An 11,346-nucleotide genomic window follows, 5' to 3' on the forward strand; every position below is an offset into this window, starting at 1 on the left:
ATTATATCCGATTGCCCTGTCAAAGTCAATGCAGGCGCCCTTCCGAAAAACGGCTCCGCACACCTGTACGGAGCCGTTGGTTTTGATGTGTTATTGCTTTGCGTTGAATTCGTCTACGACCTCATCCACCACGCCCTGCCAAGCAGAACGCATCTCCGCCCAGGTGCCGGGTGTGCCCTCATATTTCTGGAGCAGACCGTCCATGAAGTTGTTCATAACGCCACGGGTCTCGTAAGCATAGGTTTCGTTGCTCATCCGGGTGCCCATGCCGTAGCCGAAGTCGAACATGGGAACGATATCCTCCGAGCTGTACCAGGTCTGCATAAAGTCGTACTGCTCCTCCGTCAGATAGGAGGTCACCTTGCCGGCAGCGGTCTTGGTCTCGATCAGCGCCTTTTCCTTGGCAGCCTGCTTGTATTCCGCCTGGGTGGCAGCCAGCCGCTCACACTTGATGTATGCCGCAACTGCATCCCCCTTGTCGGAGTTCTTGACCAGCATCTTTGCCGCCGCATTGCCGCAGAGATAGTACTTGTCGGATCCGGGCATCTTGGGGAAGGGCACCAGGAACAGATCCCCGTCCGGGTTCATGACATTGGACTGCCCCAGATGCCAGGGCGCCATGCCGTAGTAGAGGATGGAGCCGTCGTTGGGGTAGGTGCCGTACCAGGTGGGATCAAACAGGCTCAGCCGGGTCAGCTCCTCCTCCAGCAGCTCCGCCTTTTCGATCTTTTCGTTCATGACGTTGCTGGAGAATTTCTTCCCGTCATAGTTGATGATGGATTCGCCGGTGGACTGGACGATCGCCTGCCCGAACCAGCCTGCGCAGCCGTACCGGGTCTCCCCGTCCTCAGCGTTGGCTACAAAGGTCTTCATAGAGGACATGAAAGCGTCCCAGTCCCACTTGCCCTCCTGATAGAGCTTGTAGGGATCCGTCAGTCCCTCCTCCTCAATGAGGGTGCGGCTGTAGGTGATGGCGATATAGTCGGATACGGAGTAGGGTACGACGTAGTAATGCCCCTTGTATTTGTACTTTTCGATCAGATCCTTCATGCCGTCCCAGATGGGATCGGACAGATCAATGTAGCTGTCCAGGTATTCGTACTGTCCCTTTTCCACCCCGTTGGGCACGGAATCCCACTGGTAGTCGAACATATCCACCGGATCGCCTCCGTTGATCCGGTTGGCAAGGTCTGTAAACAGGGTTTCAGAGGTGGTCTTGATGGTTTCGATCTTCGCTCCGTATACGTCCTCAAACAGGGTCAGTGCAACGGTTCGATCCTGGTTTGCAGTGGGGTTCAGATCGTAGATTCCCAGGTAGTAGATGGTCTGTCCCTTGATGTCCGGATCTCCGGCGTTGATGGCACTGTCCGCCGTGTCGATGGATACATCGTCCTGGGATTTGGTGCGTCCCTCGGATTCAGAGGAACTGTTTCCGCCGCAGGCGGTTGCCGCTGCGGACAGAGAGAGGGCCAGCAGCATGGCAAGTGTGCGCTTGAGATTCTTCATGGGTAAAACACTCCTTTTTAATCGTTCCGGAAAGCCTGCTCCGGAATGGCTGATGCACGGTTCCATAAACAACCCCCATACTCCTGTGGGGCGCTGTCTATATGCATTCCCACTTTATTATACATAATTTAAATTCCTCCTGTCAATCAGCACAAAGCACGATAGACCTGTGGACTGTTTGTGGATTATGCACAACGACCGGGAAAATCCGGGGTTGCCTGCCCGGGCAAAACAGGGTATAATACTTGTATAGAAACCGAGTGAAAGGAACATACTGACTATGAAGCATGTGGATATTTTTACGGACGGGGCATGCAGCGGCAATCCGGGCCCCGGAGGCTACGGGGTGGTGCTCCGGTTCGGCACGGTGGAAAAGGAGCTTTCCGGCGGAGAGCCAAACACCACCAACAACCGGATGGAGCTGATGGGGGTCATCACCGGCCTGTCCGCCCTGAAGGAGCCCTGTGACGTGACCCTTACCACCGACAGCAAATATGTGGTGGACAGCATCACCAAGGGCTGGGTCTACGGCTGGAAGCGGAAGGGCTGGATCAAGTCCGACAAGAAGCCGGCGCTGAACGTGGATCTGTGGGAGCGGCTGCTGCCCCTGCTGGAGCGGCACCAGGTGCAGTTTGTCTGGGTCAAGGGGCATGCGGGACACCCGGAAAACGAGCGCTGCGATGCCCTGGCTGTGGCACAGCGGGATCGGTTCTGATCCGCCGAAAAATTTTTCCCTCCCCTCTTGCAAAATTCCTACCAATCGTGTATAATATCCTTATAGCATACTAAAACGGTAGGAAATCTACCGGAGAGGAGTTTGTGTATGGAAAAGCGAATCATCTATGCGGACAATGCCGCCACCACCCAGGTGTCCAAGCCTGTGCTGGAGGCAATGCTGCCCTACCTGACCGGGCAGTACGGCAACCCCTCCAGCATTTACGCCCTGGGACGCCATGCCCAGCGGGATATAGAGCTTGCCCGGCAGCAGGTTGCGGAGGCTTTGGGCTGTGAACCGGGGGAGATCTTCTTTACCGGCTGCGGCACCGAGTCCGACAACTGGGCAATCCGTTCCACCGCCGCCCGGCTGGGGGCAAAGGGCAAGCGCCACATTGTCACCAGCGTGTTTGAGCATCACGCCGTGCTGCACACCTGTGCCGCCCTGGAGAAGGAGGGCTTTGAGGTCACTTACCTGCCGGTCAGCCGGGAGGGGCTGCTGACCGCTCAGCAGGTGGCGGATGCCATCCGGCCGGATACCGCCCTGGTGTCCATCATGTACGCCAACAACGAGATCGGCACCATCCAGCCCATCTCTGAAATTGCGGCAGTATGTCGGGAAAAGGACGTGCTGTTCCATACGGATGCGGTACAGGCAGTGGGACATGTGCCCATCAACGTCCGGGAACAGGGCATCGACATGCTGTCCCTGTCCGGTCATAAGCTCCACGCCCAGAAGGGCATCGGCGCACTGTATGTGCGCAAGGGCGTGCCCCTGCCCAATCTGCTGTACGGCGGCGCCCAGGAGCGGAGTCGCCGACCCGGTACGGAGAATGTGCCTGCCATCGTGGGACTGGGTACCGCCATCACCCTGGCAGTGGAGAACCTGGAGGAGAAGATGGAACGGGTCACTGCCCTGCGGAACCGGCTCATTGACGGCATTCTGGACATTCCCCGCACCCGGCTGAATGGTGACCGGGTGCATCGTGTGCCCGGCAACTGCAATATTTCCATTCTGGGCATCGAAGGGGAGTTCCTGCTGCTGGCGCTGGATCAACTGGGCGTCATGGCGTCCAGCGGTTCCGCATGCACCAGCGGTTCTTTGGATCCCTCCCACGTTCTGCTTTCCCTGGGGCTGTGCCACGAGGTTGCCCACGGCTCTCTGCGGCTGTCCATCTCCGACGAAACCAGCCGGGAGGACGTGGAGTATATCATCTGGGCGGTGCACCAGGCAGCGGAGCGGGGCAGAGCCATGTCCCCTTTGTGGGAAGCCATCCAGGCAGGCAAAGTGGATTATCCGGATATCTGAAAGGAGTGCTGAAAGATGCTGTATAGTGAAAAGGTAATGGATCATTTCACCAATCCCCGGAACGTGGGAGAGATCCCGGACGCAGACGGGGTAGGCGAGGTTGGAAACGCCAAGTGCGGCGATATTATGAAGATGTACATTAAAGTACAGAACGGTGTGCTCACCGATGTGAAGTTCAAGACCTTTGGCTGCGGAGCGGCGGTTGCCACCTCCTCCATGGCAACGGAGCTCATCAAGGGCAAGCCCATTGAGGAAGCCCTGCAGCTAACCAACAAGGCAGTGGTGGAGGCGCTGGACGGTCTGCCGGCAGTGAAGCTCCACTGCTCCGTGCTGGCGGAGCAGGCAATCAAGGCTGCCTTGTCGGATTACTACCGGCGGCAGGGCATTGATCCCGGCCCCCTGGTGGGAGAGGTGCACGAGTGCGAGGGCTGCTGCGAAGGGCATTGACCCGGAATAGGAACACCGCCTGTCTGGATTTTCCGGACAGGCGGTGTTTTTTGTGATCTTGTGCAGGATACCTCAGCTCAGCGCATACATGGTCTTGTATTCCTCATACCGCTGCTGAAACTGGGGATTGTCCATATTCTTGAGGGTGTTCAGATACTCGTGGGTGTCAAAGCTGCTGTGGGCAACCTCGATCATTGCCACTGCGATGTTGGAGCAGTGGTCGGACACACGCTCGTAATTGGTCAGCAGATCCGACAGGATGAAGCCCAGCTCAATGGTGCATGCGCCGTTCTGGAGCCGGTCAATGTGGTTGGTTTTAATATCCAGGATCAACCCGTCAATCACCTGTTCCAAAGGCTCTACCCGCCCTGCAAGCTCCAGGTCGTTCCGTTCAAATGCCTTGGTGGTGATGCTGATGATCTCCTTCAGAGCATTTGCCACCACGGTCAGCTCCTTTTGTGCCGCCGGGGAGAACTGGATCTGCTTTTCGTCCATTTCCTCAGCGGATTTCACCAGATTCAGAGCGTGATCCCCGATCCGCTCAAAGTCCCCGATGGTGTGCAGCAGCAGGGATACCTTCCGGGTGTCCTCATCGGACAGATCGTTGCTGGACAGCTTTACCAGGAACGTGCCCAGCTTATCCTCATACAGATCCAGCTGGTTTTCGTGCTCCCGGATAAATTCCACCTTCTTTTCGTCAAAGCCCTCCCCCAGGGAAATGGCCTCCAGAATGGAGTCCCGGGCGATGCGGCACATGCCGGTGGTCTGGTTGGTGCACTCGGAAATGGCGAAGGAGGGGGTGTTCAGCAGACGCTCATCCAGGAACGCATAGGTTTCCTTGTCCTTGGGATCGTCCCGTACCACGAATTCTGCGATCTTTACCAACTGCTTCTGCATGGGCAGCAGGATGACAGTGGTGAATACGTTGAATACAGAGTGGCAGATGGCGATGCCAAGCTGATCGATGGGCTGATCCGTAAAGGGGAAGCCCAGAATGGCGTCCAGCCCGTAGTACAGGATCAGCAGCACGATGGTGCCAATGATGTTGAAGGAAATGTGCACCACTGCTACCCGCTTTGCGTTCTTGGTAACTCCGATGCTGGAGATCAGAGAGGTGACGCAGGTACCGATGTTCTGCCCCATGATAATGGGGATCGCCATGCCGAAGGTAATGCCCCCGGTGGCGGACAGGGACTGGAGAATCGCCACGGAAGCGGCGGAGCTTTGGATGATGCCGGTGAAGGCTGCGCCTACGATGACGCCCAGGATCGGGTTCCGGAAGGCAGTCAGCAGGCTTGCGAATTCCGGCATATCCGCCAGAGGGCTTACGGAATCGCTCATAAGGGTCATGCCGTACATGAGCACTGCAAAGCCCACGCAGATACTGCCGATGTCCTTTTTCTTGGTGGATTTCGCCATCATGATGAGGATGATACCCACAAGGGCAACCAAAGGCGAGAAGGAGGTGGGCTTGAGCATGTTGATGAAGAAGCCATCCCCCTCCACCCCTGCCAGGGACAGGATCCAGGCGGTCAGGGTGGTGCCGATGTTGGAACCCATGATGACTCCCACGGTCTGGGGCAACTGCATGATGCCGGAGTTTACCAGACCCACCAGCATAACGGTCAGTGCGGAGGAGGACTGGATGGCGATGGTGATGCCGGCACCAAGTCCTAGACTTTTCCACTTAGAGGAGGTCATTTGCTTGAGGGCACGCTCCAGCTTGCCGCCGGCGAGCTTTTCCAGCCCGTTGGACATGACGGTCATGCCGTACAGGAAAAAGGCAAGTCCTCCCAGAAGTGTAAACACAGAAAAAATGTTCATACGATACGTTGGCGTGCGCCCCTTGCGCCGCCGCTCCTTTCCGATTTCAGGCGTAATGTGCGGGTAATCCCGATTCCGTATCCCCAGTTTCAAAACAAACCCTTTTTCCAATAGCATAGCATTGACGCGTAAAATCTGAAAGCACAATCGTGTAAAATCTATGTAAAGTCACGGGCATGCCCATGACTAAAACAGCCGGTTCAGCACCGGGATCTCCCCGTAATACAGCTGCTCCAGCAGGGTGCGGCTGGTGGCGATCTCCGCCCCCAGCTCATCGTTTTCCGTATCGATCAGAGGGATGAGCCGGGAAAGCGCTCCGCCGATCTGGGTCAGCTTATCGCTGGACACCAGCATATTCAGCCGGGGCGTGGCATGGCTCCAAGCCTGGTTCAATTCCACTGCCGCCTGTGCCGCCGCTGCATAATCCGCCTGCTCCGTGTGTACCTGCACCCGAGCCAGAATATCCAGCAGCTCCAGGCAACTGCGGCGCACATAAACCGCCGAGAAGATGCAGATACTCACAATGGCGGCGAGAATACAGCCGCTCAGCCGGATCCGTGACATCCGTTCCCCTCCTTTTCGATCAGACAGTAATCCTGCTGTCCCCGTGCCGCCAGCAGGAACACGTCCTGGATCTTCAACTGCCGCCGGTTCAGCACCCGCTGGATCCATGCCCGGTCAAGACCGCTTGCCGCCAGCCCGTGGGGAATCAGCTTTCCGTCGGAGATCAGCACATCCGGCGGATCTCCCGTGTCCTGCTCCGGTACATTGGTCACCGGCCGGTTTGCATGCTTGGGGTACACGGACACACTGCCGGTGGTTTCCACAATGGCAAACTGCACCTCTGTCACATCAAACACGCCGCTGCCCCGGAGGGCGGTCATGAGATCGTCCGCCGAGAACCGCAGCTCCTCCAGCACCTTCTGGTCAATGACCCCGTCCCGGATGATGATCTTGGGACTGCCGGACAGGATCCGCCGCAGCCGCCTGCTCCGGAGCGTGCCCCAGGAGGCGAGCACCTCGAAGCATACCAGGGACAGAATGGGGATGATGCCGGTGAGCAGAGGAATGTCCAGATTTTCCAGGGGCAGGGTGGCAATGTTGGACACCAGAATGGTGATCACCAGCTCCGAGGGCTGCAATTCCCCGATCTGCCGCTTGCCCATGAGCCGCACGGAGAAGATCACCACCCCGTACAGGATCAGGGAGCGGAGAAATCCGATCGCCATAGCTTCCTCCTACTTGTCCTTGGAGCGGAAGCACACCGCCGCCAGCAGACCAAAGAGCATGGCTGCGGTAATGCCCCCTGCCGCAGAGGTCAGCCCGCCCAGGAATACCCCCAGAAAGCCGTGTTCATCCACCGCCTTGCGGACGCCCTCCGCCAGCAGGTGCCCGAAGCCGGTGAGGGGCACGCTGGCACCGCCGCCTGCCAGTTCGATGAGCTTGGGATACAGCCCCACACCGCTGAGGATCACTCCTGCCACCACAAAGCTCACCAGAATCCGTGCCGGGGTCAGCTTGGTGTAGTCGATGAGCGCCTGTCCGATGGCGCACAGTGCGCCGCCTACGAGAAATGCCCACACATATTCCATGTCAGTTCCCTCCTTTTTTGTCTGCGCTGATGTGGATCAGATGGGAGATGCCCGGAATGCTCTCCCCCTGCTGGGATGCGGTGGGGGACATGAGAGCGCCCGTTGCCGCAAAGAGGATGTTCTTCAATTCCCCCGTCCGGATCCTGGGGAGAAAATAGCCGCACAGCACACTGGCGGAGCAGCCGCAGCCGGAGCCGCCCGCATGGGTGTCCTGCTGTTCCGGATCGAACATCATCGCACCGCAGTCCCGGTGCTGCTTCCGGATATCCACCCCCTCCTTCTGCAGGATCTCGCACAGCAGCTTGGAGCCGATCAGCCCCAGATCCCCTGTGACGATGGCGTCAAACTCCTTGGGGGATGCCCCCGTATCCGCCAGGAACCGGAGAATGGTGTCCGCCGCCGCCGGTGCCATAGCCGCCCCCATGTTGTTGGCGTCGGTGATGCCGTAGTCCACGATCCTGCCGATGGTTACTGCCCGGAGATAGGGGGCGTTCTGACAGGGTGCCAGCACCACCGCCCCGGATGCGGTACAGGTCCACTGGGCGGTGGGCGTCCGCTGTCCCCCGTAGGATAAGGGGAACCGGAACTGCCGCTCCGCCGTGGAAAAATGGGAGGAGGTGGCTGCCACAATATGCCGGGCAATGCCGCTGTCCATAAGGATGCTGCCCAGCGCCAGTCCCTCCGCCATGGTGGAGCATGCCCCGTACAGCCCCAGCAGGGGGATGCCCATGCCCCGTAAGCCATAGGTGGTGCCGGTGCATTGGTTGATGAGATCCCCTGCCAGGATCAGATCAATATCCTGGGCGGTCAGCTCCGCCTTCTGCAAAGCCGTGCCCACCGTTCGCCGCTGCAATTCGCTTTCCGCCTGCTCCCAGCTGTCCTTGCCGAAATAGCTGTCCTGCTCCACATAGTCAAAGCATGCCCCCAGAGGACCTTCCCCCTCCATTTGTCCCACAATGGCGGCATACGCCGCTGCGGAGGGGGCATGCTCCAGCAAATAGGTACCCGTTCCAATTTTTTTCGCCATGCGCCCATTCATCCTCTCTGCGGCTGTGCCGCTGGTGCTGCCTATAGTTTGCGCAGTTTCCTGCGGACTATACCCGGCATAAAGCTGTCCGGGGGCACATACAATGAACGGACAACATTCTTAGCAGGAGCGTGATGCAGTATGCAGATCGGGCTGACGGAGCAGCAGGCGCAGCAGCGTCTTGCCCAGCAGGGGGAAAACCGGCTGGCGGCGGCGAAGCGAAAACGGCCTCTTTCGATTTTTCTCGGACAGTTCCGGGATGTGATGGTGTTGATCCTGCTGGCGGCAACGGTGATCTCCGCCCTGCTGGGGGAGATCACGGACGCTGTGACCATCATTCTGATCGTGCTGCTCAACGCAGTGCTGGGCTTTGTGCAGGAATACCGCACGGAGCGCACCCTGGAAGCCCTCAGCGCTATGACTGCCCCTACCGCCCGGGTATTCCGGGACGGGACCCTTACCACCCGTCCGGCGGCGGAGCTGGTGAACGGAGACGTGATCCGGGTGGAGGCAGGGGACAGAGTGCCTGCGGACTGCCGGATCCTCCGGTGTCGGGGGCTGTTTGCAGAGGAATCCGTGCTGACCGGGGAATCCGTGCCCGTGGGGAAGCATCCCGGCGCACCGGAAGATACGGACAACGCACCGGGCAAGGATACCCTGCTGTATACCGGCACCGGCATCACCCAGGGCGCCGGGGAGGCAGTGGTGATCGCCACCGGTACAGCCACCCAGATGGGGCAGATCTCCTCCATGCTGAGCCAGATCGAGGCCGGCAGAACCCCCCTCCAGGAGCGTCTGGGGGAGCTGGGGAAAACCGTTGCGATCATCTGCCTTGCGGTGTGCCTCATCGTGTTCGGGGCAGGCGTGCTGCGGGGAGAGCCGGTGTTTGATATGCTCCTGACCGGCATCACCATTGCCATTGCCGCCATTCCCGAGGGACTGCCTGCCACCGTCACCATCGCCCTTGCCCTGGCGGTGAACCGGATGCTCCGGGCAAACGCCCTGGTGAACCGGCTCCACGCCGTGGAGACCCTGGGCTGTACCTCCGTGATCTGTTCGGATAAAACCGGCACCATCACCGAGAACCGGATGACCGTCACCCGGTTGTTCGCAGGGGGGGAGTTGTACGAGGTGCGTGGCTCCGGCTACCGGATCACCGGAGAGATCCGGCTTGGCAAGGAGATCTGCAACCCGGCGGCAAAGCCGGATCTGACTGCTCTGCTCCGGTGCGGGGTGCTGTGCAGCAATGCTGCCATCCGTACCGATCGGGAGATCCGCTGCCGACAGCGTGGTTCCATTTCCGCCGCCGGAGACTGGCAGGTACAGGGGGATCCCACGGAAATCGCCCTGCTGGTTGCCGCATCCAAGGCAGGGGTCACAGCCCGGAGTCTGTCCGGCTGGAAACGAATGGAGGAGGAACCCTTTGACAGCGATACCCGGTGCATGACCGTACTGGCACGTTCCGGCAGCCGCTGCACTGCCTTCTGCAAGGGGGCGGCGGATGTGCTGCTGCCCCGCTGCGCCTTTTACATGCAAAACGGCATCCCCCAGCCCATGACCCCTGCCATGCGCCAATCCCTCACCGCCCAGGCGCAGCTGCTGTCCGGCAGAGCGCTCCGGGTGCTGGCGCTGACGGAAAAGGACTGTGACAGCCTGTCCGCCGCAGAATACGGTCTGACCTTTCTGGGCTTTTCCGGCATGGAGGATCCGGTGCGGCAGGAGGCAAAGGAAGCCATTCGCCGGTGCCGCAGCGCCCAGATCCGCACGGTGATGATTACCGGGGATCACCCTGCCACCGCCAAAGCCGTTGCCGCCCAGGCAGGACTGCTCCGGGGCAGACAGGTGCTGACCGGGGCGGAGCTGGACGATATGCCGGAGGAGACCCTGCGCCGGCAACTGGATCGGTACAGCGTGTTTGCCCGGGTCAGCCCTGCCCATAAGCTGCGGCTGGTGCGTGCATACCGGAGCCGTGGGGAGATCGTCACCATGACCGGGGACGGGGTGAACGATGCCCCTGCCATCAAGGAAGCGGATGTGGGGGTGGCGATGGGGCTGACCGGAACGGACGTGGCAAAGCAGGCGGCGGATGTGATTTTGCTGGACGACAACTTTGCCACCCTGGTGGGAGCGGTGGAGCAAGGGCGCTGCATTTACGCCAACATCCGGAAGTTCGTCCGGTATCTGTTGTCCTGCAACATCGGGGAGGTGCTCACCATGTTCCTGGGGATCCTGATGGGCATGCCCATGGTGCTGCTGCCGGTGCAGCTTCTGCTGGTGAATCTGGTAACGGACGGCCTGCCTGCCATTGCCCTGGGGCTGGAGCCGCCGGAACGGGGGAATATGGAAAAGCCGCCCCGGCGACCGGAGGAAAGCTTCTTTTCCGGCGGGCTGCTGGGGACGATCCTGCTGCGTGGGGTGCTGATCGGTCTGTCCACCCTTGCCTGCTTCTCTCTGCTGCTGCATATGGGCTGCGGCGTGGCAGGGGCACGGACGGGGGCGCTGACCACCCTGGTGCTGTCCCAACTGCTGCATGTGTTTGAGTGCAAATCCGAGCAGAAGAACATCTTCACCGTGCCCTATCTGAACAACGGGAAGCTGGTGCTGGCGGTGCTGGCATCCCTGCTGTGCCTGTTCGGTGCGATTTATGTGCCGGCGCTCCAGACGGTATTTTCCACCGTTGCCCTGTCCGGTGCCGCATTGCTCCGGGCGGTTGGGCTGAGTCTGGCGGTGCCCCTGGTGGCGGCATTGATCCCCAAGGGGCGGTGAGTCGCCCCACCCGCCGTCCCTTGCCCTGCTTTTCACCATCTTTTCCGGGCTTGTCCTTTATGCTCTGCGTGCTAAGCACACACTTTGACGTTTTGCTTTTAGTGACCGTTTTCTTTGCAGGTTGTCTTATTTTTTCTGCGTGCTCCGCTTACGCAGGAGCG

Annotated in this window: 10 protein-coding genes; 4 read left to right on the top strand and 6 right to left on the bottom strand. The window is 59.7% G+C overall.

The genetic code is table 11. From position 1 onward, the window contains the following. Positions 1-90: 90 nt before the first annotated feature. Positions 91-1,506 (bottom strand): extracellular solute-binding protein, encoded by a 1,416-nt coding sequence (locus RUM_RS01570; RefSeq protein ID WP_015557471.1) that lies wholly within the window; start codon positions 1,504-1,506, stop codon positions 91-93. A gap of 280 nt (positions 1,507-1,786) precedes the next feature. On the opposite strand from RUM_RS01570, the gene rnhA reads away from it, so the two are divergent. From rnhA to nifU, 3 genes are all read left to right on the top strand, one after another. Next, positions 1,787-2,221, top strand: a complete 435-nt coding sequence (rnhA, locus tag RUM_RS01575; RefSeq protein WP_015557473.1) for a ribonuclease HI — start codon at positions 1,787-1,789, stop codon at positions 2,219-2,221. A 108-nt stretch (positions 2,222-2,329) separates the two neighbouring features. Beyond that, positions 2,330-3,529 (top strand): cysteine desulfurase NifS, encoded by a 1,200-nt coding sequence (gene nifS, locus RUM_RS01580; protein ID WP_015557474.1) that lies wholly within the window; start codon positions 2,330-2,332, stop codon positions 3,527-3,529. Positions 3,530-3,544: 15 nt separating this feature from the next. Beyond that, positions 3,545-3,976, top strand: coding sequence for a Fe-S cluster assembly scaffold protein NifU (gene nifU / locus RUM_RS01585; protein ID WP_015557475.1), 432 nt, complete (start codon positions 3,545-3,547; stop codon positions 3,974-3,976). Positions 3,977-4,048: 72 nt separating this feature from the next. On the opposite strand, the gene RUM_RS01590 is transcribed toward nifU, so the two are convergent. The 5 genes from RUM_RS01590 to spoVAD all read right to left on the bottom strand — a co-directional run bounded on the left by RUM_RS01590 (position 4,049) and on the right by spoVAD (position 8,419). Continuing rightward, on the bottom strand, positions 4,049-5,800 hold the full coding sequence (locus RUM_RS01590) for a Na/Pi cotransporter family protein (protein ID WP_015557476.1): 1,752 nt from the start codon (positions 5,798-5,800) through the stop codon (positions 4,049-4,051). A 186-nt stretch (positions 5,801-5,986) separates the two neighbouring features. Next, a complete protein-coding gene (locus RUM_RS01595) occupies positions 5,987-6,364 on the bottom strand; it encodes a DUF4363 family protein (RefSeq protein WP_015557477.1) in 378 nt (125 codons plus the stop codon). Further along, a complete protein-coding gene (locus RUM_RS01600; protein ID WP_015557478.1) occupies positions 6,346-7,029 on the bottom strand; it encodes a DUF421 domain-containing protein in 684 nt (227 codons plus the stop codon). The genes RUM_RS01595 and RUM_RS01600 overlap by 19 nt, the downstream gene beginning before the upstream one ends. Positions 7,030-7,038: 9 nt before the next feature. Beyond that, positions 7,039-7,392 (bottom strand): stage V sporulation protein AE, encoded by a 354-nt coding sequence (spoVAE, locus tag RUM_RS01605; RefSeq protein ID WP_015557479.1) that lies wholly within the window; start codon positions 7,390-7,392, stop codon positions 7,039-7,041. A 1-nt stretch (position 7,393) separates the two neighbouring features. Continuing rightward, on the bottom strand, positions 7,394-8,419 hold the full coding sequence (gene spoVAD / locus RUM_RS01610; protein WP_015557480.1) for a stage V sporulation protein AD: 1,026 nt from the start codon (positions 8,417-8,419) through the stop codon (positions 7,394-7,396). A 141-nt stretch (positions 8,420-8,560) separates the two neighbouring features. Here spoVAD and RUM_RS01615 point away from each other — a divergent pair, with 141 nt between their 5' ends. Then, on the top strand, positions 8,561-11,185 hold the full coding sequence (locus tag RUM_RS01615) for a cation-translocating P-type ATPase (RefSeq protein WP_015557481.1): 2,625 nt from the start codon (positions 8,561-8,563) through the stop codon (positions 11,183-11,185). Positions 11,186-11,346 lie beyond the last annotated feature (161 nt).

The organism is Ruminococcus champanellensis 18P13 = JCM 17042 (assembly GCF_000210095.1).
Taxonomy (GTDB): Bacteria; Bacillota; Clostridia; order Oscillospirales; family Ruminococcaceae; genus Ruminococcus_F; species Ruminococcus_F champanellensis.

Coding starts and splice junctions, on each gene's coding strand:
- RUM_RS01570 (WP_015557471.1), bottom strand. CDS start 1,506: ATGAAGAATCTCAAGCGCACACTTGCCATGCTGCTGGCCCTCTCTCTG.
- rnhA (WP_015557473.1), top strand. CDS start 1,787: ATGAAGCATGTGGATATTTTTACGGACGGGGCATGCAGCGGCAATCCG.
- nifS (WP_015557474.1), top strand. CDS start 2,330: ATGGAAAAGCGAATCATCTATGCGGACAATGCCGCCACCACCCAGGTG.
- nifU (WP_015557475.1), top strand. CDS start 3,545: ATGCTGTATAGTGAAAAGGTAATGGATCATTTCACCAATCCCCGGAAC.
- RUM_RS01590 (WP_015557476.1), bottom strand. CDS start 5,800: ATGAACATTTTTTCTGTGTTTACACTTCTGGGAGGACTTGCCTTTTTC.
- RUM_RS01595 (WP_015557477.1), bottom strand. CDS start 6,364: ATGTCACGGATCCGGCTGAGCGGCTGTATTCTCGCCGCCATTGTGAGT.
- RUM_RS01600 (WP_015557478.1), bottom strand. CDS start 7,029: ATGGCGATCGGATTTCTCCGCTCCCTGATCCTGTACGGGGTGGTGATC.
- spoVAE (WP_015557479.1), bottom strand. CDS start 7,392: ATGGAATATGTGTGGGCATTTCTCGTAGGCGGCGCACTGTGCGCCATC.
- spoVAD (WP_015557480.1), bottom strand. CDS start 8,419: ATGGCGAAAAAAATTGGAACGGGTACCTATTTGCTGGAGCATGCCCCC.
- RUM_RS01615 (WP_015557481.1), top strand. CDS start 8,561: ATGCAGATCGGGCTGACGGAGCAGCAGGCGCAGCAGCGTCTTGCCCAG.